The organism is Brevibacillus panacihumi W25 (genome assembly GCF_000503775.1).
Taxonomy (GTDB): Bacteria; Bacillota; Bacilli; order Brevibacillales; family Brevibacillaceae; genus Brevibacillus; species Brevibacillus panacihumi_A.
Window position 1 is genome coordinate 257,944 of record NZ_KI629785.1, and the last position, 21,884, is coordinate 279,827.

At 50.7% G+C, this 21,884-nt stretch carries 23 protein-coding genes; all 23 read right to left on the bottom strand.

Going from position 1 to position 21,884, the window contains the following annotated elements; translation table 11 throughout:
• Nucleotides 1–12 precede the first annotated feature (12 nt).
• Nucleotides 13–243, bottom strand: coding sequence for a YlzJ-like family protein (locus T458_RS42115; protein ID WP_023557094.1), 231 nt, complete (start codon nucleotides 241–243; stop codon nucleotides 13–15).
• Nucleotides 240–1,076, bottom strand: coding sequence for a ClpP family protease (locus T458_RS42120; protein WP_023557095.1), 837 nt, complete (start codon nucleotides 1,074–1,076; stop codon nucleotides 240–242). The genes T458_RS42115 and T458_RS42120 overlap by 4 nt, the downstream gene beginning before the upstream one ends.
• A 151-nt stretch (nucleotides 1,077–1,227) precedes the next feature.
• The gene (locus T458_RS42125) at nucleotides 1,228–2,904 is read right to left on the bottom strand and encodes a ribonuclease J (protein ID WP_023557096.1); all 1,677 of its coding nucleotides are present in this window, start codon (nucleotides 2,902–2,904) and stop codon (nucleotides 1,228–1,230) included.
• Between the two features lie 139 nt (nucleotides 2,905–3,043).
• Nucleotides 3,044–3,928, bottom strand: coding sequence for a 4-hydroxy-tetrahydrodipicolinate synthase (gene dapA / locus T458_RS42130; RefSeq protein ID WP_023557097.1), 885 nt, complete (start codon nucleotides 3,926–3,928; stop codon nucleotides 3,044–3,046).
• Between the two features lie 39 nt (nucleotides 3,929–3,967).
• Nucleotides 3,968–5,194: an aspartate kinase gene (gene dapG / locus T458_RS42135; RefSeq protein WP_023557098.1), complete on the bottom strand. Its 1,227-nt coding sequence runs from the start codon at nucleotides 5,192–5,194 to the stop codon at nucleotides 3,968–3,970.
• Between the two features lie 11 nt (nucleotides 5,195–5,205).
• On the bottom strand, nucleotides 5,206–6,246 hold the full coding sequence (locus T458_RS42140; protein WP_023557099.1) for an aspartate-semialdehyde dehydrogenase: 1,041 nt from the start codon (nucleotides 6,244–6,246) through the stop codon (nucleotides 5,206–5,208).
• 56 nt (nucleotides 6,247–6,302) lie between these two features.
• Nucleotides 6,303–6,899, bottom strand: coding sequence for a dipicolinate synthase subunit B (locus T458_RS42145; protein WP_023557100.1), 597 nt, complete (start codon nucleotides 6,897–6,899; stop codon nucleotides 6,303–6,305).
• Complete coding sequence (gene dpsA, locus T458_RS42150; RefSeq protein ID WP_023557101.1) at nucleotides 6,892–7,794, bottom strand: dipicolinate synthase subunit DpsA; 903 nt, start codon at nucleotides 7,792–7,794, stop codon at nucleotides 6,892–6,894. The genes T458_RS42145 and dpsA overlap by 8 nt, the downstream gene beginning before the upstream one ends.
• A gap of 135 nt (nucleotides 7,795–7,929) precedes the next feature.
• Nucleotides 7,930–8,190 carry a YlmC/YmxH family sporulation protein gene (locus tag T458_RS42155; RefSeq protein ID WP_023557102.1) on the bottom strand — a complete coding sequence of 87 codons (261 nt, stop codon included), beginning with the start codon at nucleotides 8,188–8,190 and terminating at the stop codon, nucleotides 7,930–7,932.
• Nucleotides 8,191–8,270: 80 nt separating this feature from the next.
• A complete protein-coding gene (locus T458_RS42160; protein ID WP_023557103.1) occupies nucleotides 8,271–9,530 on the bottom strand; it encodes a M16 family metallopeptidase in 1,260 nt (419 codons plus the stop codon).
• A gap of 113 nt (nucleotides 9,531–9,643) precedes the next feature.
• Nucleotides 9,644–10,624, bottom strand: coding sequence for a polysaccharide deacetylase family protein (locus T458_RS42165; protein ID WP_023557104.1), 981 nt, complete (start codon nucleotides 10,622–10,624; stop codon nucleotides 9,644–9,646).
• Nucleotides 10,625–10,761: 137 nt separating this feature from the next.
• On the bottom strand, nucleotides 10,762–12,903 hold the full coding sequence (pnp, locus tag T458_RS42170) for a polyribonucleotide nucleotidyltransferase (protein WP_023557105.1): 2,142 nt from the start codon (nucleotides 12,901–12,903) through the stop codon (nucleotides 10,762–10,764).
• Between the two features lie 261 nt (nucleotides 12,904–13,164).
• Nucleotides 13,165–13,434 carry a 30S ribosomal protein S15 gene (gene rpsO / locus T458_RS42175; protein ID WP_023557106.1) on the bottom strand — a complete coding sequence of 90 codons (270 nt, stop codon included), beginning with the start codon at nucleotides 13,432–13,434 and terminating at the stop codon, nucleotides 13,165–13,167.
• Nucleotides 13,435–13,572: 138 nt separating this feature from the next.
• The gene (locus tag T458_RS42180; RefSeq protein WP_023557107.1) at nucleotides 13,573–14,514 is read right to left on the bottom strand and encodes a bifunctional riboflavin kinase/FAD synthetase; all 942 of its coding nucleotides are present in this window, start codon (nucleotides 14,512–14,514) and stop codon (nucleotides 13,573–13,575) included.
• 2 nt (nucleotides 14,515–14,516) lie between these two features.
• On the bottom strand, nucleotides 14,517–15,443 hold the full coding sequence (gene truB, locus T458_RS42185; protein WP_023557108.1) for a tRNA pseudouridine(55) synthase TruB: 927 nt from the start codon (nucleotides 15,441–15,443) through the stop codon (nucleotides 14,517–14,519).
• The gene (locus T458_RS42190; RefSeq protein WP_023557109.1) at nucleotides 15,436–16,431 is read right to left on the bottom strand and encodes a DHH family phosphoesterase; all 996 of its coding nucleotides are present in this window, start codon (nucleotides 16,429–16,431) and stop codon (nucleotides 15,436–15,438) included. Before T458_RS42190 ends, truB begins: the two co-directional genes overlap by 8 nt.
• Nucleotides 16,421–16,786, bottom strand: a complete 366-nt coding sequence (gene rbfA / locus T458_RS42195; RefSeq protein ID WP_023557110.1) for a 30S ribosome-binding factor RbfA — start codon at nucleotides 16,784–16,786, stop codon at nucleotides 16,421–16,423. The genes T458_RS42190 and rbfA overlap by 11 nt, the downstream gene beginning before the upstream one ends.
• A 22-nt stretch (nucleotides 16,787–16,808) precedes the next feature.
• Complete coding sequence (locus T458_RS42200) at nucleotides 16,809–17,090, bottom strand: DUF503 domain-containing protein (RefSeq protein WP_023557111.1); 282 nt, start codon at nucleotides 17,088–17,090, stop codon at nucleotides 16,809–16,811.
• Nucleotides 17,090–19,624 carry a translation initiation factor IF-2 gene (infB, locus tag T458_RS42205; RefSeq protein ID WP_023557112.1) on the bottom strand — a complete coding sequence of 845 codons (2,535 nt, stop codon included), beginning with the start codon at nucleotides 19,622–19,624 and terminating at the stop codon, nucleotides 17,090–17,092. The genes T458_RS42200 and infB overlap by 1 nt, the downstream gene beginning before the upstream one ends.
• Before the next feature lie 21 nt (nucleotides 19,625–19,645).
• Nucleotides 19,646–19,945: a YlxQ family RNA-binding protein gene (locus T458_RS42210; RefSeq protein ID WP_023557113.1), complete on the bottom strand. Its 300-nt coding sequence runs from the start codon at nucleotides 19,943–19,945 to the stop codon at nucleotides 19,646–19,648.
• Complete coding sequence (gene rnpM, locus T458_RS42215; protein ID WP_023557114.1) at nucleotides 19,942–20,232, bottom strand: RNase P modulator RnpM; 291 nt, start codon at nucleotides 20,230–20,232, stop codon at nucleotides 19,942–19,944. The genes T458_RS42210 and rnpM overlap by 4 nt, the downstream gene beginning before the upstream one ends.
• 2 nt (nucleotides 20,233–20,234) lie before the next feature.
• Complete coding sequence (gene nusA / locus T458_RS42220) at nucleotides 20,235–21,326, bottom strand: transcription termination factor NusA (protein ID WP_023557115.1); 1,092 nt, start codon at nucleotides 21,324–21,326, stop codon at nucleotides 20,235–20,237.
• A 42-nt stretch (nucleotides 21,327–21,368) separates the two neighbouring features.
• Nucleotides 21,369–21,827 (bottom strand): ribosome maturation factor RimP, encoded by a 459-nt coding sequence (gene rimP, locus T458_RS42225; RefSeq protein ID WP_023557116.1) that lies wholly within the window; start codon nucleotides 21,825–21,827, stop codon nucleotides 21,369–21,371.
• Nucleotides 21,828–21,884 lie beyond the last annotated feature (57 nt).

The window sequence follows — 21,884 nt, forward strand, 5'->3', positions numbered from 1 at the left end:
ATACAGGACTTCTTAGGAGAAAGCGTCCGGATGAAAAGCTATCATTTGACCGGGAGCGCATTTGGGATTGAGATAGTCCTGAGGAAGCGGACTGATCATCCGTACGATCCTGCCCTCAAAGGGGCCAGTCGGTTCCACCAGCATGGTCATGTGGCCGATCGTAACTTCCTTCAGTTCTTGCTTTTCCACCTGATCCATGTTGGCGAAGACCGTCTCCATCGGTACGACCGAATGCAAAATCATTGCAACACCTTCTCTTCGGTGCGATTCTTTTCGATCAGCTCGTTCAATTTTTTCAAGGCCTTGCCGAGCCCACCCACTTCATCGATTAGACCGTACTTGACGGCATCAGCGCCGATCACATTGGTTCCGATGTCGCGTGTCAATTCTCCCGTGCGCAGCATCAAGTCACGGAATTGCTGCTCGCTGATTTTGGAATGGCGTGCGATGAAGCTGACCACTCGCTCCTGCATCTTATCAAGATATTCAAAGGTTTGCGGAACGCTGATGACCAAGCCCGTCAGGCGGATCGGATGAATCGTCATGGTAGCCGTTTCGGCAATGAAGGCATAATCTCCTGCTACCGCGATCGGTACACCGATGCTGTGTCCGCCACCCAGTACCAGGGTGACCACAGGCTTGGACAGCGAAGCGACCATTTCCGCGATCGCCAGGCCCGCTTCGACGTCCCCGCCAACCGTATTCAAGATAACCAGTACGCCCTCAATCTTGCTGTTCTGCTCGGCTGCAACCAATTGCGGGATCAGGTGCTCGTACTTGGTTGTCTTGTTTTGCGGCGGCAGTTGGATATGCCCTTCTACCTGTCCGATGATGCTCATGCAGTAAATGTTGCTCTCTAACTGAGGGACATTCGTCTGGCCCAGCTGTGTAATGGAATCAAGCAATTTTTTCTTGGATTCGTCCGGAGCATTTGGCGCAGCTGCAGGTTCGCCAGGCGGCACTGCTCCAGGTTCCTGTTCCTCTCTCGAAGCCGAAGCTCGAAGGTTGGCATTTAGGTTTGCGTTGCTTGCAAAAGGTGGCCGATTCAAATAATCGGAGAGTCCGCGATTTGACATAATCATCCTCCCTCACTTTCCTCGTTAGTATGGTTAGGCGAAGGGAAAAAGATGCACAGATGGCAGGTATCCCGCATCGATTTTGCCCAAACAAAAACAAGCAAGAGCGTCCTTTTGATAAGGATCTCTTGCTTGTCTGGACTTACATGAGCTACACTTCCATGATAATCGGAAGGATCATTGGGCGACGGCGCGTCTGTTCGAACAGAAAGCGGCCCAACACTTCCTTCACATTGTTTTTCAAGGAGGACCACTCATTTACATTTTCTTCCATGCATTTCACAAGTGTTTGGGTGACGATGCGATTAGCCTCGTCCAGCAATTCTTCGGACTCACGTACATACACGAAGCCGCGGGAAATGATGTCGGGACCGGACAAAATCGTACCGTTTTGTTTGCTGAGCGTAACGACAACTACCAGAATACCATCTTGAGAGAGTAATTTGCGGTCTCGTAATACAATATTCCCCACATCTCCGACTCCCAATCCATCGATCAGCACAATGCCTGCGTGAACCTTGCCGCCATAGCGGGCGTTGCCACCGGAAATTTCAACGGTGTCTCCGTTGTCCAGCAGGAAAATGTTTTCCGCCGGAATTCCGACCTGCTCCGCAAGAATCGAGTGGCTCTTCAGCATGCGATATTCGCCATGAATAGGGATGAAGAACTTGGGCTTCATGAGATTGAGCATGAGGCGAAGATCTTCCTGACTTCCATGACCGGATACGTGGACGGTTCCGTTTGGTCCATGGCCGCCATAAATGACCTCAGCGCCAATGCGAGAAAGCTGGTCAATTGTGCGCGCTACATATTTTTCATTCCCGGGAATCGGGGTAGCGGCAATAATCACAGTGTCTCCTGGAAGAATATCGATTTTCCGATGGGCGGATCGGGCCATGCGAGTGAGCGCCGACATCGGCTCTCCCTGACTTCCAGTAGACAGAATCACCACCTGCTCGGCAGGCAATTTATTAATCTCATCCGTATCCACAATCAAACCGTCCGGCACGAAAAGATAGCCTAGATCACGGCTGATATTGATTACATTTTGCATGCTTCTGCCGACAACGGTCATTTTACGGTTAAATTGCACGGCAGCATCCACGACTTGTTGGATCCGGTGCACATTGGACGCAAAGGTGGATACGACGATGCGGCCTGTGGATTTGCTGAACACGTCTTTAATCGCAACCCCAACCGAACGTTCTGATCCGGTAAAGCCAGGACGCTCTGCATTGGTGCTGTCCGAGAGCAAGCACAAAACGCCGCGCTCGCCGATCATCGCCATTTTCGCTAAATCTGCTGTCTGGTTGTTGATCGGCGTCTGATCAAATTTGAAATCTCCCGTATGAACAATATACCCTTCAGGTGTATCCAGGCATACGCCGACACAGTCAGGAATACTGTGGTTTACCCGGAAAAAGGTAGCCTTCATGCTTCCGAGGACGATCTCCGAATCACTGTTGATCAATACGCGCTTCGTATCGTTTAATATGCCCGCTTCCTTCAATTTTGCATCGATGAGTCCGAGGGTAAGCTTGGTTGCATAGACTGGCACATTGAGGTGCTTTAAGAAATAGCTCAACCCACCGATGTGGTCCTCATGGCCATGCGTAATGATGATCCCCCGAACTTTTTCGCGATTTTCCTCCAAGTAAGTAATGTCTGGAATCACCATGTCAATTCCCAGCATCTCTTCCTCCGGGAATTTCAATCCAGCATCAATTACTACGATGTCATCATCGCATTGTACCACGTACATATTCTTCCCAATTTCGCCGACTCCGCCCAGGGCGAAAATGAGAACAGAGTGATTCGACTTTGCCAAAACATGTAACCTCCTATATTTAGTTGTCATTGTACACTCAAAAAATAACCGCCCCAAATCACTTGTTTTCATTATACCCGAAGTGAAAACGTGAACACAAGAAAAAAGAGCCATTCACGATGAATGGCTCTTGGTGCAATTATGCATGTTGGGTTAAATGGCCAAGTAAGGAGTGTACGAACGCTTTTTCCTCTTCGTTCAGCTCCACCAAGGGCAGTCGAACTCCGCCCACATGAATCCCCAATTTGTTCAAGGCTTCTTTGGTCGGTCCCGGACTCGGGTAGGCAAACAATCCTTCAAAGATTGGCATCAGCTTGCGATGCAGACTCGATGCTTCGTTTAAGTTGCCGTCAAAAAAGGCGTTTACCATCTCCTTCATTTGACGACCTACGATGTGACTGGCAACACTGACGATCCCTACACCTCCGATAGACAATACCGGCAGTGTCAGGCTGTCATCGCCGCTGTATACTTCAAATCCCTCCGGTGCATGCTCGATGATCGCCGCGATCTGACTTAAATTTCCAGATGCTTCCTTCATGCATACGACATTGGGCAGCTGTGCCAGTCGCAACGTGGTTTCAGCCGTCATGTTGACAGCGGAGCGGCCGGGTACATTGTACAGCATGACTGGCAGATCCGTCACGGAGGCTATTGCGTGAAAATGAGCATACAGCCCTTCTTGGGACGGGCGGCTATAGTAAGGCGCTACTAGCATAATCCCGTCCACGCCCAAGCTTTGAACTTCCTGTGTGAATTCTACACTCGCTTGTGTATTGTTGCTACCCGTTCCGGCGATTATATGGCATTTGCCTTTCGCGTAGCTGACTACATGCTGGAAGAGATCCAGCTTTTCTTTCTGAGACAGAGTCGGGGACTCTCCCGTCGTGCCGCTGACGACAATTCCTTCGCTCCCTGTCTCCAGCAAATGATCGATCAGACGTTCGGTTTTCTCATAATCAACCTGGTTTTGATCATTAAATGGCGTTACCATCGCGGTAACCAGTCGGCCAAAACGTGCCACTGCCTATCCAACTCCTCTATCAATGGTCAGAATGGAAACCTACACATGATGTTGATGCAGATGGAATTGTTGATGCAAAGCACGGACAGCCCTTACCATATCTGCCTCATGTACGAGTACCCAGATGGTCGTATGCGAATCTGCCGACTGCAAAATCTGAATATCTTCATGAGTCAAAGCCTCAACGATTTGAGCCATTACTCCCGGTACACCCGTCATTCCGGCGCCAATCACAGAAACCTTTGCACAGCATGGCAGCAGTTGGGGCTCATAGCCCATCTCTGTCAACAATCGTGCCGCTTTCTCTCCTAATTCGTCATGGACCGTGTAGGCGACTCCCAACGGATTTACGTTTATAAAATCAACACTGATGTTGTGTGTCGCCATCGTCTTGAAGACCTGGAGCTGTGTATCGTACTGTCCCTCTTTATTGGCAACCTTAATCTGTGTAATGTTGGGTACATGCGCGATTCCCATTACGACCCGATCATTCACCGCATACCCCAACTTGCCGATCTCCAGCATCGTTGTGACCAATGTACCGGGATCGTCCGAAAACGTCGAGCGTACACGAATTGGTACGTTCGCCTGCATCGCAATCTCTACAGCGCGCGGATGAATGACTTTGGCACCCAGATGCGCCATATTGCAAATCTCCGTATAGGTAACGGTGGTCAGGGGTTGCGCTTCCTCCACGATCCGAGGATCTGCCGTCATAATTCCTTCTACATCCGTAAAAATGTCCACCATTTCGGCTTCCAGTGCCACCCCGAGCGCGGTCGCTGTCGTATCGCTGCCCCCGCGCCCCAAGGTCGTAATCTCCCAATCTTCTGTGCGTCCCTGAAAACCAGGTACGATGAGTACATTCCCTTCCTGCAGCTCCTTGATCATTCGTGCAGGGTCGATATGGTTAATCTGAGCCTGGGTAAAATCATCGCTGGTTACGATATTCGCCTGGCCCCCAGTTAATATCTTCGCTTTTATCCCACGCGCATGCAGCATGCTGCACATCACTGTTGCGGAAATGATTTCGCCCGTGTGCAAGAGCAAATCCATTTCTCTGCTTGGCAGTGTATTTCCGTTGCTTCGAATGAGCTGCAAAAGTGTATCCGTAGCGTAGGGATCGCCCTTGCGTCCCATCGCCGAGACGACCACGACGAGGGAATATCCCTCGTCTATCGCCTTTTCTATATGGTAGATTGCCCTCATTCGGCAATCCTCCGTCGTCAAGGAAGAACCACCGAACTTCTGGACGAGAATCTTCACAAACCTCTCCCCTATGCTCTTGCTTTGATGAGTTCCTCAGCGATTTGCACCGTATTCCAAGCAGCACCTTTCAGCAGGTTGTCTGAAACGATCCACATATGCAGGCCGCGAGGATGATGGAGGTCACGTCGTACACGACCGACAAAGACATCAAGCTTCCCTGTCGCATCAGTAGCGAGCGGATATTGTTGCTCTTCTGGTACATCTACAAGTACGATGCCTGGGGCTTTTTCCAGGAGGGATTTGACTTCAGCCAAATCGTAATCGTTCTTCAGCTCTACGTAGACTGATTCACTGTGTCCATATACAACTGGAATACGTACGCAGGTTGCGGAAACATGGACCTGATCATCTGCGAAGATTTTTTTCGTTTCATTAATCATTTTCATCTCTTCGTAAGTAAATCCATTTTCCGTAAACACATCGATTTGCGGAATGGCGTTAAATGCAATCTGATGGTGTACAGGAAGCTTTCCGACCGGCAGAACTTCACATGTCGGCTCCTTGCCATCCAGCACTTCACGGCTTTGCGTAAGCAGTTCGTTGATGGCCGACTGACCAGCACCCGATACTGCTTGGTAGGTGGACACAATAATCCGATCTATTCCATAACGATCATACAAGGGTTTCAGAGCGGCTACCATCTGAATGGTGGAGCAGTTGGGGTTCGCAATAATCCCATTGTGCGCCAGGGCAGCATCCATGTTTACTTCTGGAACAACCAATGGCACTTCAGGATCCATGCGGAAGGCACTGGTATTGTCGATGACTACGGCACCATGGCGCACAGCGTGATGAGCCAGCTCCTTGCTGACCGAACCGCCTGCGCTGAACAGGGCGTAATCAATACCAGCGAAACTTTCCGGAGTCGCTTCTTCCAGAACCACTTCTTGCCCCTTGAACATGACAGTCTTGCCGGCAGACCGTCCGGATGCAAGCAGCTTCAATTGTTTAATCGGAAAATTGCGTTCTTCCAGAATTCGAATCATTTGTTGTCCGACTGCACCCGTTGCGCCCACGACGGCAACATTATAAGTCAGTTGGTTCGCCATCTCTTACTCTCCTCCTAATCGCGAAAAACAAGTCAATTGGTTTTTCTCTAGTGTTTTTAGTAGTTGAATCTCTCGATAAGCAGGGGCTGCAATTGTCGCCCTTCCATAGCAGCTATGCACGTCTCCACGAGCAGGTCCATGCGTGCTACCAGTGAGTTCGGCTTTTTGTCCGGAGCATCTTGCCCGAACGGGACGAAGTAGATATTTTTGGCTGCCAACAGCTTGGCAATATTGGCTGCATTTAATCCCAGTCCATCGTTGGTGGATATGGCGACAACCAGCGGTCGCAGGTTGCGCATCGTAGCTTTCGCTGCCATCAGTACTGGACTGTCCGTAATCGCATTGGCCAGGCGGCTGGTCGTACTCCCCGTGCAGGGAGCAATCAGCATGACGTCGAGGAGTTTCGACGGCCCTAGAGGCTCGGCTTGAGGAATGGTCGTAATCAGTTCCTCTCCCGTGATCTCCTTGATTTGCTGTTGCCAGCTCTGCGATGTGCCAAAGCGAGTATCTGTTGTCATCACCGTATTGGAGACGATGGGAATAACTCTTGCCCCTTCATCTACAAAACGCTGGATTTGCGGCATCGTTTCTTCAAATGTGCAGTGCGAACCGGAAAGACCGAATCCAATGGTTTTTCCCTGTAGTTTACCCATGCTGATTCCCCCTGGATCTCGTTTGCTCCGCAATCAGACGCGACAAGGTCTGGGCCATGATTTGTCCTGCGGTTTTTGGTGCAACGATTCCGGGCAGTCCGGGTGCGAGCAGTGCCTTGATCCCCCGTCTTTCGGCGTAGCGAAAATCTGTGCCACCCGGTTTGGAAGCGAGATCGAGGATAAACGCCGACTGCGGCATTTGAGCGATTACCTCTGCTGTCAGGATTAATTGCGGGACCGTATTGAAGACAAAATCAACATTCGTCACGTGCTGCCGTACTTCGCCTATATGGAAGGGAGTCAATCCCATCTCATAAATGCGCGCCAAGTGTTCCTGACGCCTTGCTCCAACTTTAACACGAGCTCCAAGTGAGTGTAAGGCCCGAGCCATGGATAACCCGGTACGGCCCAATCCCAAAACCATGCTGTTCGAACCGTGAATCGTAATATCCGTGTTTTGGATCGCCATCATCAGCGCTCCCTCTACGGTAGGGATGGAGTTGTAGATGGCTACATCATCACGATCCAGCAGTTCTACCAACGGAATGTTCTTGGGTTCCAACAGTCCGCGCAGGTATGGTTTGGCCATTCCCGTGTATACCACGCAGTGCTTTGGCAGGCTGGCAACATGCTCTTCTTGCAGCTTTAGTTGCTTGGAGCAAAAGATGCTTTCTACATAACCAGAGTCATCAGTTCCGACAATGGGTAGGATGAGGGCATCCGCGTCTTTCAACACATCGCATGTTAATGGTCTCTTCGTTGCCCCTGTGAAATTGCTTTCCAGGTTGTCGAAGCCAATTAACGTCACCATCGCATCCAGTTGAATGCAGCGTTTAATCACTTCCAACTGGCGCGCGTCGCCGCCGATGAAGGCAACATGTATGCCCGTTAGCATGCTGCGTTCCCCTTTCCACACATTTTACTGCATCTTGATTGAAACGCAAGGGTTTTTCCGTACGAAACGTAAGTCGCGAAACGTTGTAGTCTACCTCCATCCTATTCTCTCGCCCTTGGTTCGGTGACACTGAGTCTACTTTTGAGCCGTTTGATTCTCAAGCGGTTTCAACTGGATGATGATCATGTCCGGCCCAATTTTGATGATGGAGCTCCACGGAATCACAATATCCTCTCTTTTCTTGCCTAAACCCAAAAAGCCGCCACCAGACAAAAGAATGGACTCAATCGTCCCGTTTTGCGGATCGATGATCAGATCAGAGTCGCCAATCACACCCATCCTCTCACCTGTGTCCAATCCTATGATCTCTTTGCCACTCAATTCGCTTAAGCGCATAGACGCATCTCCCTTTGTCCACGTGGTTTACTGTTGATATACGCAAAAAAATCCGGGCTATGCCGGATTTTTAACAAGCATCACATGGATGCAAGCACATCATTTTTCACATTTTCCGGGAAGCCCTCCAAAGGACTTACCATTGCCAGCGCCATCTTGCTGCGGAACAGTTCTTGCGCTACCGCCAAGACGGATTCATGGGAGACCCGGTCGATTTTGGCGATGATTTCATCGAGGCTCAGGTGTCGGGAGAGCAGTAATTCGTTCTTGCCCAGACGGCTCATGCGGCTGCTGGTGCTCTCCAGGCTTAGCATCAGGCTTCCTTTCAACTGTTCCTTTCCTTTGTTCAATTCTTTGTCCGTAATGCCGTTGACGGTCACATCATGCAAAATGTTGGTGACAATGTCAAATACCTGCCCGACGTGCTCAGGAGCCGTTCCCGAATAAATCGTAAACGAGCCCGTCTCTTTATAGGAAGAATGGTATGAATAGACCGAATAAGCCAATCCCCGCTCTTCGCGAATTTCTTGAAACAATCTTGAGCTCATGCTTCCCCCGAGTACATTGTTCAGCAGGATCAGCGAGTAGGTATTCTCGTGCCCAACCTGGAAGCCAGGAAGGGAGATGCACAAATGAGCCTGTTCAGTTGCTTTATTATGTCCGATGATCTCACCCGAAAACGGGGGCTTCGTCAGGCTGACTTCACTTCCCTTTCGCGAAAACCCGGAAAAGCGCTTTTTGATCTCCTCGATCAACGCGTCATCAAAATTGCCTGCTACCGTAATCACGGTATTCCCCGGCAGATAACGCTCCTCAATGTATTGGACAAGATCGTTCCTCTTCAGGCTTCGCAGGACATCCTCCGTCCCCAGAATCGAGTAGCCGAGCGGATGTTGACCGAAGCTGGCTCTGCTGATCAGATCATGCACCAGATCGTCCGGCGTATCTTCATACATGCTGATCTCCTCGATGACGACATTTTTCTCCTTCTCCAGTTCTTCAGGGTCAAAAACGGATTCAAAGAACATATCAGCCAGCACAACCAGAGCTATTGGCGCGTGCTGATCGAGCACACGGGCATAGTAGCAGGTGTACTCTTTCGAAGTAAACGCATTCACGTTACCGCCGATCTCATCGAACGTCTCTGCAATTTCTTTGGCAGAGCGAGTAGCAGTACCTTTGAAAAACATGTGCTCCAAAAAATGGGAAATGCCATTATTCTGTTCATTTTCATATTTCGAACCGGTCCCCACCCATATTCCGATGGCTACAGAGCGAACGGACGGAATTTTCTCCGTCACGATTCTCAGACCGTTTTCACAAGTATGACGTTGTATCACAAAAATCCTCCTTGGCGAATCTTATCGTCTTCGATCCTCATAGGCAGATCTGCACCCGTAAACACGTCTAACTATAGCAAACTTCCAGTCTCACCACAACAAAGGAGCATGCTTCAGGATTGTTTGGGCAGGCGGCTACTGGAGAGGAGCTCTGATACGGTGGTAGGAACAAGCCCTTTTTGCTTGGCGAGTGTCAGCAATTGGTCCAGGCTGGCCTCCGATGCCGCGGTCGGGTGCATCAGAACAAGAACGCCATTTTCCATTCGTTTGCTGATTCTTTGGATGACCCAGGAAGGTGAAGGCTTCTTCCAATCGACTGTGTCTGCAGTCCACATGATCGTCTGCATGTCATAAGAGGAGCGAGCAATATCCACGACACGCTGATTAAACGATCCGGATGGAGGCGCGAAGAGGCTGGGCTTGATTCCGACTGTCTTCTCAATCACTTCCTGCGTTCGCTGGATTTCTTGATGGATTCTTTCTACGCCCAGGTGCTTCATATCGGGATGAGAATAAGCATGATTGCCAATTTCATGGCCGCGCTGCGCGATTTTCTTGGCTTCCTCCGGATACTTCTTCACCCAGGAGCCATCGAAAAAGAAGGTTGTTTTGACCTGATGTTTGTCCAGCGTATCCAGCATGGAATCCAGGTACTCATTCCCCCATGCCACGTTGATCATAAAAGAGATAGCGGGTTTTTTGGGATTGCCGCGATAGATCGGATGCGCCCCCAGCTGCTTGAGCGTGACAGCCGGTTCTACTTCCTTGAAAACAAGCGATTCGGGACCAGATTGCTTGGATGCAAGCATTTTTTCGAGGGACGCCTCTACATCCACCATCAGTCCGTTGTATCCCGGAATCGCTTTCCATGTAGGGTCCACCTTTGCATCCACCGGCGCTTCTTCCCGTCCCGCTTTCCACGTTTCGATCATCTGGCGCAAACGTTCCTTCTCGTCCCCCGCAGCGGTTGCAAAGACAGCTTCCTTCTCCTTCACCGCATTTACATAACGAGAAATTGGCTGACCATTCATCAGGAATGTCAAAAGCACTGCGATACCAATTGCGAACCACAGCCTCCTCTTGCCCTTCGTCATAGGACCCTTTCCTCCTCCAAAACGTACAAGTCTCTCTTTGTCCACTCTATGTTTGCGGCAGGAAAGTTAGACGAAAAAAGAAAAAGCTTCCGTACGCGAAGTGTTCTTCGAGTGACGAAGCCTTTTGGGTGGGACTATTATTCTGCTTGCGCAGGTGCTTCCTGTTTTGCCGCTGCCTGCTCTTTGAGGACAGCCTTGCGGGAAAGGTTGACACGACCTTGGTCGTCAATTTCCGTAACCTTCACTTCAATTTTATCGCCTACAGCGACGACATCCTCGGTTTTGGCTACGCGTTCTTCCGCCAATTGAGAGATGTGGCACAATCCTTCCTTGCCGGCAAACAGCTCTACAAATGCACCGTATTTCTCGACGCGCTTGACGGTGCCCAGATACATCTGGCCAACTGCCACCTCGCGAACGAGATCTTCAATGATTTGTTTCGCACGCATGTTTGCTTCATGGTTAATAGAGGCAATAAAGACGCGCCCATCCTGCTCGATGTCGATTTTTACGCCGGTTTCCTCGATGATCTTGTTGATCACGCGACCTTGAGGACCGATGACATCACGGATTTTTTCCGGATTGATTGTCATTGTCATAATTTTAGGCGCGAATGGAGACAGTTCTTTACGCGGTTCGGAGATTGTGCTCATCATGTGCTCGAGGATGTGCATACGTCCAATTCGCGCTTGCTCCAACGCCATTTGCAGGATTTCACGATTGATCCCGGAGATCTTGATATCCATCTGGATTGCCGTCACACCAGCTTCTGTACCGGCTACCTTGAAGTCCATATCTCCGAGGTGGTCTTCCATACCCTGGATGTCCGTAAGAATGGAGAAGGTGTCTCCGTCTTTTCCCATGATCAAGCCCATCGCGATACCCGCTACAGGTGCTTTGATCGGCACACCTGCGTCCATCAAAGCAAGAACGCTGGCGCAGATTGAGGCCTGCGAGGTAGAACCATTGGACTCAATTACTTCAGAAACCAGACGAATGGTGTATGGAAACTCTGTTTCACTCGGAATGATCGGCTCGATCGCCCGTTCACCCAATGCACCATGACCGATCTCACGGCGGCCAGGAGGACGCAGTGGACGCGCTTCCCCTACGCTGTACGGCGGGAAATTGTAGTGGTGCATAAAGCGTTTGGACTCTTCCAGACCCAATCCATCCAGAATTTGCACGTCACCCAAAGCACCCAATGTACAAACACTCAGTGCTTGTGTCTGTCCGCGAGTAAACATCCCGGAACCGTGTGTGCGGGCCAAAATGCCGACTTCGCTGGAGAGGGGGCGGATTTCATCCAATGCTCGTCCATCCGGGCGTACTTTTTCATCGGTAATCAAGCGGCGCACTTCATCCTTGACGATATTGCCCAGTACTTCGGAAATCATTTTTTCCTTTTCGGCATACATCTCCGGATCTTGTGCAGCGAAGTGCTCCAGCGTCTCCGCCTTGATTTGATCGATGGCATCGTAGCGTGCCTGTTTTTCTTCGATGCGTACAGCTTCCTTCAACCGTGCTTCTGCGACGGCGCGAACTGCCTGGTCAATCTGCGGATCAACTTCGTGCAGAATGACTTGCATTTTTTCTTTGCCGATCTCTGCGACGATCTTGTTTTGGAATTCAATCAGTTGCCTGATGACCTCATGTCCTGTCATGATCGCTTCGAGCATGATTGCTTCCGGCACCTGGTTAGCGGATGCTTCCACCATGTTGATGGCACTGTGGGTACCTGCAACGACGAGGTGAATGTCGCTCTTCTCCGCTTGCTCGACAGTCGGGTTGATAATAAATTGACCATCTACGCGTCCCACGATCACACCCGCGATCGGACCTTCAAAAGGAATTTCTGAGACGCACAGCGCTGCGGATGTTCCGATCATCGCGGCGATTTCTGGCGAACAATCCTGATCGACAGACAAGACAGTGTTGACGATTTGTACATCGTTACGGAATCCCTCTGCAAAAAGCGGGCGTACAGGACGGTCGATCAAGCGGCTGGCGAGAATCGCTTTTTCACTTGGACGTCCTTCTCTTTTAATGAAGCCGCCGGGGATTTTCCCGACTGCGTAGAGACGCTCCTCATAGTTGACAGTGAGCGGGAAGAAATCAAGAGCTTTAGGTTCCTTCGAGACCGTCACCGCAGACAGAATTGCCGTATCGCCGTACCGAACCAGTACCGAACCCTGAGCCTGTTTGGCCATTTTGCCAAATTCCAGCGTCAGTTTGCGGCCTGCCAGTTCAAACTCATATGTACGGTATTGTTGCTCCATGTTGCTAGCAGTCCTCCTTCACGACAATGTGCAGTTCTACACTTTGTTTTCTACCTGTATGTATTATTTCCTGCCGCAGGTAAAATTAAATGGATACCATTGGCAGCCTTTCGGGGTAATAAAAAAAGCTTCAATTTGAAGCTCGTACGAAGGGTGCAGCCCTGTATACGTCCATGTATTAGTTGGGAAGCCCGCCACACTTGGCAGCGGGCCCCCCGACGTAGGAAAAAGCGGGAAAACCCGCTTTTTGCATGACGTACCTTAGCGGCGCAGACCCAGACGGTCTACCACAGAACGGTAACGTTGAACATCTGTTTCTCTCAAGTATGTCAACAGGTTACGGCGTTGACCTACCATTTTCAACAGACCGCGACGGCTGTGATGGTCTTTCTTGTGCGTACGCAGATGTCCGTTCAGGTTGTTAATGTTCTCGGTCAAGATAGCGATTTGCACTTCCGGCGAACCGGTGTCGTTCTCGTGAGTACGGAACTCTTCAATCAGTTGAGTTTTACGTTCTTGAGACAATGCCATCTAGACTCACCTCCTTGTTTTGTATACCATGCAGCCGAGTCTGCCGTCGGTGAGAATCGGACAGCCAAGCTGTGGTTATCTGTACAACGTTATGAATTATATCATATCGATTTATGGAATGCAAAGCGAAATCAGAAGCTAGTAGGACTCCGAGAACCTCTTCTTGGCGGTGACCACGTCTTGTTGAATCTGCGCAATCAATGCATCTACCCCGGCGAATTTTTGCTCTTCGCGGATGAAGAAGAGAAACTCGATTTCTACTTCTTTGCCGTAAATCTCCTTGGAGAAATCAAAAATGTGCACTTCTAGTGATTTTTCTTTCTTCTCCAGCTCAAAGGTTGGCTTGATCCCGACGTTCATCACTCCAAAATACGTCTCCTGATCTACGGTAAAGCGAACGCCATAGACCCCGTTTTTGCCAATGAGATAGGGACGCAGTGCCGCGACATTGGCGGTCGGAAAGCCAATCGTGCGCCCCCGCTTGTCACCATGCACGACGGTCCCTCGCACTTTGTAGGGACGTCCCAGCAAGTGGCGGGCCTGTTCCACATCCCCATGGTGCAGGTATTCGCGAATGACCGTGCTGCTCACCTTTTCTCCCAAGCGATTGACTGGCCCGACTATGTCCACGCCATATCGGCCCTGGCTCATCTCTTGCAAAGTCTGCGCTGTCCCCATGCCCCGATGACCGAATGTGTAGTCAAAGCCGACGACTACGTGGCGGCAAGAAAGAGGCAGCAGGCACTCGTCGATGAAATCCTCAGGGTAAACGGCAGCAAACGAAATGTCAAATTGCATGACGTACGTGGTATCCACGCCCATTTTTTCAAATTGCTCCAGCTTGTCCGGCAAGGGTGTCAGATAGTGGTTGTAGCCGCTTTGCCCCAGCACTTCCCGCGGATGGGGATCAAACGTCAAGACGGTGCTTTGCCAGCCGTTCGCCTTTGCGATATCAATGGCCTTCTGGATCACTCTGCGATGGCCGAGATGGACTCCGTCAAAATATCCTAAGGCGATCGCAGAGGGATTCGGTTCATGGAAGTCAGTAGGTATTGGATATGACAGGGAAATGGTTTTCACAGTTACACCTCGGAAGGAAAGACTTTTTCGGCTTTGGCATAGAGGCCTTTATCCCCTCGGCAAACGCGATGAATCCCGAGTAGCTGTTCGCCGGAAAACAGGCAGATCAAGCTCCCTTCCTTGGCATCCACAGCGGGCAATCCTGTCGGGAGTCCGTTCAAAACGGCTTTGACCCGCTCCGGTTTCACCTGGACGAAGGGAAGGAAAGAGACTGCTTCGCGGATGGAGAGCATGGGTTGGGACAGATCTCCTCCATGTGCTGCCAATTCTTCCAATGTTGCCAGCGGAATCGCATCCTGCTCGGTAAAAGGACCGCTTTTGATTCGCCGCAACAGCTTCATATGGGCAGGATACCCCAGAGCACGCCCAAGGTCAACACATAACGTGCGCATGTATGTCCCTTTGGAGCAGGTACAGGTAAAATGGACATCTACCATGCCATGCTCCACACAAACCTCGTGCAAGACCAGGTCATAGATCGTGACCTTGCGCGCCTGCCGCTCCACGACAGTTCCTTCCCTGGCCAGGTCGTACAGGCGTTTCCCGTTCACTTTTACCGCTGAGAACATCGGGGGCACCTGCTCGATTTCCCCCAAAAATTGCTGAAAAACCGCCTTGACTCGCTCCTCGGTAATCGAAGCAGTATCCACTTCCTGCTTTTCCACCATTTCTCCAGTAGCATCTTCCGTCGTGGTGGTATACCCGATACGCATGACGACATCGTAACGCTTGGGCAGCTCCTGCAAATATTCAACAAGCCGGGTAGCATGACCCAGGCAAATCGGTAGCACCCCGGTCACTTCCGGATCCAGCGTGCCGGTATGCCCCACCTTCCGCGTGCCGTACAGGCGGCGAATCCTCGCTACGCAATCGTGAGACGTCATACCAGCTGGCTTGTCAATCACCAACACACCGCTTACGTTACTCATGTTCCTTCACTCCTAGAGCTTCACCGACTGCGTGCCAAACTCTTTTTTGTACATCTGCTACCTCGCCGCGGATCGTACAGCCTGCTGCCTTCGCATGTCCGCCTCCTCCAAATTGTTTGGCAATGACGGCGACGTCCACTCGGTCTCGCGCTCGCATGCTCACCTTGATAGCACCGGGTTCCGACTCTATAAAAGTAATGCCTACCTCGACTCCTTCGATGTTGCGGCAGTAGTTGACCAGTCCGCCAGCATCCTCGCGCTGTGCCCCTGCTTCTTCAAAATCGGCGGGCTGAACGGTAATGGAGGCTACCTGATTTTGATGCGTCAGAATGAGGGTCTGGAGAGCTCGGCGAAGGATATTCACATGCGCCAGAGTGATTTCCTCCAGACAGCGCTCCGCCACTTCTCCAGGTTTTACCCCGTATGTAAGCAATTGTGCAGCGATTTCCATCACCCGAGGGGAAGTATTGGAGTAGCGAAAGCCTCCGGTATCTGTCAACAGGCCCGTATAGATGCACAAGGCCAGCTCTTTGTCAAAAGGAACCCCTGCTTCAACGGCAACATCATACAAGATCTCGGCAGTCGCTGCTGCATCCGTCCGTATCAGGTTGAATGTACCAAAGGCGTCATTCGTCGGGTGATGATCGATATTGAGCAGTACCGCGTCAGACGCAAAGAGAGACCGTACATCACCCATCCGCGACTCATCGGCGCAGTCGACGGCGATTACGGCCCCGAACGTCTCATCTAGCGGTTGCTGGGATAGATTGCGGAGAAGCTCAAAGCGAGGGAGGAAGGAAAATTTCTCGGGAGTCTCTCCTTCATTGATCACGATGTATGTTTTTCCTAATTTCTCCAGAATCAAAGCGACTCCTAGTGCCGAGCCGGTCGCGTCGCCATCTGGATTGACATGAGAAAGAACCAGGAAGCGGTCATGTTCCTTCATGAATTGTGCCGCTTCCTTGATCTGTTCCTGATTATGATTCATCCCGTTTTTCCCCTTCAGTGGAGATTTCCCGCAGGATTGTTTCGATTTTGCTGCCGTAGTCGATGGACTCATCCAGCTTGAAAACAAAGTCAGGGATATGGCGCAGTTTGACGCGCTTGCCGATCTCTGTGCGCAAATACCCTTTTGCCTTATGCAGTCCGGCGAGAGATGCCTTGCGCTCTTCCTCGCTTCCAAAGATGCTGACAAAGACCTTAGCCAATTGAAGATCACTTGTTACCTCTACATCTGTAACGGTCACAAAGCCGACGCGAGGGTCTTTTAATCCTCGTTGCAAGACGATGCTCAACTCTTTCTTGATCTCCTCGCCTACGCGACTCATGCGTGTTTTGTTCATTCTATTCACCTCCGTCGCCTGCTTACTCATAGTATTCCGTATCCGCAGCAATCAACTCTACGCCGGGATGGATTTCCACGAGTCGAATCGCGGCCTGAATCTCCTGTTGCAAAAAAGAGACCTCATTAGCAACGGCAGCGATACCCAAGACGGTACGCTGCCACTGCTCCTGGTAAGCCACCTCTGCTACGGAGAGGTTGAATCGACTCCGCAGCTTGCCGATCACACTTTTGACGATGGCTCGTTTCTCTTTCAAGTTTTGGCATGCGGGCAGAAACAGTTCAATCCGCGCACCTACTACCATTATTGCTTCACTTCTACCATGACGAATGCTTCGATCACATCGCCAACCTTGATGTCGTGGAATCGTTCCAAGGTCAAGCCACATTCATAGCCAGCTGCAACATCTTTTGCATCGTCCTTGAAGCGCTTCAAGGTATCGAGCTTGCCTTCGTAGATTACAATACCTTCGCGAATCACGCGGGCACCAGCATCGCGGCTCAGTTTTCCTTCCGTTACATAGCATCCGGCAATGTTCCCGATCTTGGACACCTTGAACACTTCACGGATTTCAGCCTGGCCGATGATGTTCTCTTTATACACGGGATCCAGCATCCCTTTCAGGGCTTGCTCAATCTCTTCAATAACCGTATAGATGACGCGATGCAGTCGAATATCGATCTTCTCTTGCTCAGCCATGCTGCGTGCGTTTGGCTCAGGACGTACGTTAAAGCCAATCACGATTGCGTTGGACGCATTTGCAAGTGTTACGTCAGATTCAGTAATCGCCCCAACACCGGTATGAATGATTTTCACACGCGTACCGTTCACATCGATTTTCTCCAGAGAGCCACGCAGAGCTTCCACGGAACCTTGAACGTCCCCTTTTACAATCAGGTTGAGCTCTTTAATGTCTCCTTCCTGAATGTGTTGGAACAGATCGTCCAGGGATACACGCGTGTTTTCACGGCGCTCGGATTCACGCTGCTTGGATGCGCGAGCTTCACCGATTGCACGAGCTTTCTTCTCATCTTCAAAGACCATGAATTGATCCCCGGCTTGAGGCACATCATTCAGACCCGTGATTTCAACCGGTGTGGACGGACCCGCTTCTTTCAGACGGCGACCTTTGTCGTTGACCATCGCACGTACACGGCCATGAGCGGAGCCTACTACGATCGGATCACCTACACGCAATGTCCCATGCTGAACCAGAATCGTAGCGACAGGACCGCGTCCTTTGTCCAGCTCTGCTTCGACGACAGTACCGCGAGCGCGTTTGTCTGGATTTGCTTTCAGCTCCTGAACTTCGGAAACGAGCAAAATGTATTCGAGCAACTCCTCGATACCGATGCGTTGTTTGGCGGAAATGGGCGAGAAGATGGTGTCGCCGCCCCACTCTTCAGAAACCAGCTCGTACTCGGTCAGCTCCTGCTTGACGCGGTCGATGTTTGCCTCCGGCTTATCAACCTTGTTGACCGCTACGATGATCGGTACCCCAGCTGCCTTGGCATGGCTGATCGCTTCGACTGTTTGAGGCTTAACGCCGTCATCTGCTGCAACGACCAGGATGGTAATATCCGTGATTTGCGCACCACGAGCACGCATTGTTGTGAAGGCCGCGTGACCAGGTGTATCCAGGAAGGTAATCTTCTTCCCTTTGATTTCAACTTGGTACGCACCGATATGCTGCGTGATTCCGCCTGCTTCCCCTGCGACCACATTCGTGGAGCGAATGGCGTCCAGCAAGGTTGTTTTTCCGTGGTCAACGTGACCCATGATCGTAACGACTGGAGGGCGCTCCTGCATTTTGTCTGGTTCGTCCACTTCTTCCAGCGTTTCGAAATTGGTTTCGTCGATAACGATCTTTTCTTCGACCTCGACGTTGTATTCCGCACAAATCAATTGGATGGCATCGCTGTCCAAATACTGGTTAATCGTTGCCATAATACCCAAATTAAACAACTTTTTAATGATTTCCGCCGGTTCCTTGCGCAGTTTTACCGCCAACTCGTTTACTGTCAGCGAGTCCTGGAAGGTAATTTTTGCAGGTGGTTCCAATACGGGACGAGGCGTTTGCTGACCACGTCCGCTATGGCGGTTGCGTCCTTGGTTGCGGTTATTGCCGCCGCGGAAAGGCTGGCTCTTCTTATTGTCTTCAAACGTTTTCTTGGTCGGAGGAGCTTTCTTGATCTTCTCGCGTTTTTCCAAGCCAACATTGGAAGGAAGCTTCACTTTGTCCTCAAACTCTTCTCCAGTACGGCCTTCAACTTGTGCATCCGCAGTTTGGTTTTGCGGCCGTGGCTGATTTTGAGGGCGATTCTGGTTTTGGTTTTGTGGCCGCTGGTTTTGCGGTCTTTGCTGATTGGATGTCTGCGGCTTGCGGTCAGTCTGTTTTGCGGGTTGACTTCTCATATGGTTTGGTTTTCTCTCCTGATTCTTCCCCTGATTTTTCCCCTGTTGAGGACGTTGCGAATCTGAACGCTTGCTGTTGCCCGTGCTGCGTTCGCGATCTGCTGGACGATCAGCCTTGGCTGGCTGAGCAGACGAGCCTTGACCTGCTTGCTGTGAACGAGCTTGTTGTCCTCTGGAGTCACTGGGGCGTCGTTGATCGTCTGCTTGTTTGGCTTTCGTCTCGGATGCAGGCGCTGTGCGCGGTTCCGGTTTAGCGGCCCCGGCTCTCAGCTTCGCCATGTGATCCTCGATCTTCTTGATCGTCCCTTCTTCCATGATACTCATATGGTTTGCCACTTCGATATTTAAACGCTTAAGCAAATTAAGGATTTCCTTACTGCTCATGTTGTGTTGTTTGGCATATTCATACACACGTGTCTTCAATGAACTTCACCCTTTCGTAAGTTAGGTGAGCAGACGCTGAATGCTTTCCGCCAACTTCCCATCCGTTACCGCCACGGTTACTCGCCCATCTTTTCCGATCGCGTGTCCCAGTGAATATCGGTCTGTCGTGGTTACACATGCAACACCGTAGTAGGAACATTTGTCTTGTACTTTTTTGGCGGTATTCCCAGATGCATCAGCCGCGAGCAACACCAGTCGGGCCTGACCGCTGCGAACAGCCTGCAGGACCAATTCCTCTCCGGTAATAATTTTCCTTGCCCGCATTGCCAATCCGAGTAGCTGCGCTGCCTTTGGGTTCATTGACCCATCATCTCCATCCACTGGTTACGAAAGGTATCATACTTTTCTTGAGAAATGGTGATGTTTAAGGCGCGTTCCAGCACTTTTTTCCATTTTCCCGATGCAAACGCATCCGGTTTCAGGCAGCTATCTTGCCGACACACATAGGTACCGCGTCCTGCAGCCTTGCCAGTCAAATCGATGACAATCTCTTCTTCTGGTGTCCGGACTACGCGGATTAATTCCTTTTTCGGAAACATTTCTTGGCAGACAATGCATTTACGCAAAGGGATCTTTTTTTGCTTCATGATTATTCGTTGTCCGCTCCTTCATCGTCTTCTGCCTCTCTCGGATAGACGATGCCTTCTTGTTCCGCTTGCGACTCACTCTTGATGTCGATCTTCCAGCCAGTCAATTTGGCAGCAAGGCGGGCGTTTTGACCGCGTTTGCCAATCGCGAGCGAAAGTTGATAGTCAGGCACAATGACACGGGTCACTTTATCCGCGGCATTCACCTCGACATGCAGCACTTTCGCCGGGCTGAGTGCATTCGCGACATACTCGGACGGATCTTCAGACCAACGTACGATGTCGATTTTCTCACCTTTCAATTCCGTCACAATCGTCTGGACGCGCATTCCTTTTGGCCCTACACAGGCACCAACAGGGTCTACGTCTGGATTGATGGAATGAACAGCGATTTTAGAGCGGTCTCCAGCTTCACGAGCCACGGACTTGATCTCTACGACGCCATCGTAAATCTCAGGCACTTCCAGTTCAAACAGGCGCTTCAGCAGGCCTGGATGTGTGCGGGATACGACAATCTGTGGACCTTTCGTGGTCTTTTCCACTTTGATAATGTACGCTTTAACCCGATCCTGCGACTTGAATTCCTCGGAAGGCATTTTTTCTGTGATAGGCATAACAGCTTCCGCTTTTCCCAGATCAATATAATAATTGCGTGCATCCATGCGCTGTACGACACCTGTCACGATGTCATCTTCGCGCTCGATAAACTCGCTGTAGATCAAGCCGCGTTCTGCCTCGCGGATGCGCTGTGTGACGACCTGTTTCGCAGTCTGAGCAGCGATACGGCCAAAGTCACGTGGAGTTACCTCGATTTCGACGATGTCCTCCAGGCGGAAGTTCGGATCAATCTCTTGTGCTGCTTCGAGGGAAATCTCCAGTCTCGGGTCAAGCACTTCCTCCACCACGTTCTTACGCGCGAACACGCGTACCAGTCCAGAATGACGATTCACATCAACCCGCACGTTTTGAGCAGAGTTGAAGTTTCTTTTGTATCCAGAGATAAGAGCTGCTTCAATGGCCTCGATCAGTATATCTTTGGAGATGCCTTTCTCTCTCTCAATGGCTTCTAAAGCCTCAATAAAATCGCCGTTCATGACTTTCGTTGCCTCCTCCTTTACTACCACCAACCCTGTCTATTAAAAGACGATTGCCATCCGGGCCGTGTCTATTTGTTCTTGGGAAATGACGTACGTTTTTTTCGCTTCCTTGACTGTAAGCTTGCTATCCTCGAAGGAAATCAGTTCGCCTTCAAAGACAGTAGCTCCTTCTATCGGTTCTTTGGTCGTAATGTGAACATGTCGGCCGACAGCTTTCTTGAAGTCCTTATCGTTGCGCAACGGACGTTCAGCGCCCGGTGACGAGACTTCCAGGAAATATGCAGTAGGAATCGGGTCTGATTCATCAAGTTTCTGGCTTAATTTCTCGCTCACAAGGGCACAGTCTTCGATGTCAATATTGCCGACTTCATTGTCGATGAACACGCGCAGAAACCAGTTGCTTCCTTCTTTTTTGTACTCGATGTCAACCAGTTCCAGCCCCATCTCGTTCACAATGGGTGTGACCAGTTCGGTGACAATGTCCGTTACCTTGCTCAAGCAAGTACCTCCTTATCAGGTTTGAAATGAAGCATGAGGTCTAGCCAGAAAGAAAGA

What these genes read in the sequence shown, in the direction of transcription:
- T458_RS42115 (WP_023557094.1), bottom strand. Translation starts at nt 243, where the DNA reads ATGATTTTGCATTCGGTCGTACCGATGGAGACGGTCTTCGCCAACATG.
- T458_RS42120 (WP_023557095.1), bottom strand. Translation starts at nt 1,076, where the DNA reads ATGTCAAATCGCGGACTCTCCGATTATTTGAATCGGCCACCTTTTGCA.
- T458_RS42140 (WP_023557099.1), bottom strand. Translation starts at nt 6,246, where the DNA reads ATGGCGAACCAACTGACTTATAATGTTGCCGTCGTGGGCGCAACGGGT.
- T458_RS42145 (WP_023557100.1), bottom strand. Translation starts at nt 6,899, where the DNA reads ATGGGTAAACTACAGGGAAAAACCATTGGATTCGGTCTTTCCGGTTCG.
- dpsA (WP_023557101.1), bottom strand. Translation starts at nt 7,794, where the DNA reads ATGCTAACGGGCATACATGTTGCCTTCATCGGCGGCGACGCGCGCCAG.
- T458_RS42155 (WP_023557102.1), bottom strand. Translation starts at nt 8,190, where the DNA reads ATGCGCTTAAGCGAATTGAGTGGCAAAGAGATCATAGGATTGGACACA.
- T458_RS42165 (WP_023557104.1), bottom strand. Translation starts at nt 10,624, where the DNA reads ATGACGAAGGGCAAGAGGAGGCTGTGGTTCGCAATTGGTATCGCAGTG.
- pnp (WP_023557105.1), bottom strand. Translation starts at nt 12,903, where the DNA reads ATGGAGCAACAATACCGTACATATGAGTTTGAACTGGCAGGCCGCAAA.
- rpsO (WP_023557106.1), bottom strand. Translation starts at nt 13,434, where the DNA reads ATGGCATTGTCTCAAGAACGTAAAACTCAACTGATTGAAGAGTTCCGT.
- truB (WP_023557108.1), bottom strand. Translation starts at nt 15,443, where the DNA reads ATGAGTAACGTAAGCGGTGTGTTGGTGATTGACAAGCCAGCTGGTATG.
- T458_RS42190 (WP_023557109.1), bottom strand. Translation starts at nt 16,431, where the DNA reads ATGAATCATAATCAGGAACAGATCAAGGAAGCGGCACAATTCATGAAG.
- rbfA (WP_023557110.1), bottom strand. Translation starts at nt 16,786, where the DNA reads ATGAACAAAACACGCATGAGTCGCGTAGGCGAGGAGATCAAGAAAGAG.
- T458_RS42200 (WP_023557111.1), bottom strand. Translation starts at nt 17,090, where the DNA reads ATGGTAGTAGGTGCGCGGATTGAACTGTTTCTGCCCGCATGCCAAAAC.
- T458_RS42210 (WP_023557113.1), bottom strand. Translation starts at nt 19,945, where the DNA reads ATGAACCCAAAGGCAGCGCAGCTACTCGGATTGGCAATGCGGGCAAGG.
- rnpM (WP_023557114.1), bottom strand. Translation starts at nt 20,232, where the DNA reads ATGAAGCAAAAAAAGATCCCTTTGCGTAAATGCATTGTCTGCCAAGAA.
- nusA (WP_023557115.1), bottom strand. Translation starts at nt 21,326, where the DNA reads ATGAACGGCGATTTTATTGAGGCTTTAGAAGCCATTGAGAGAGAGAAA.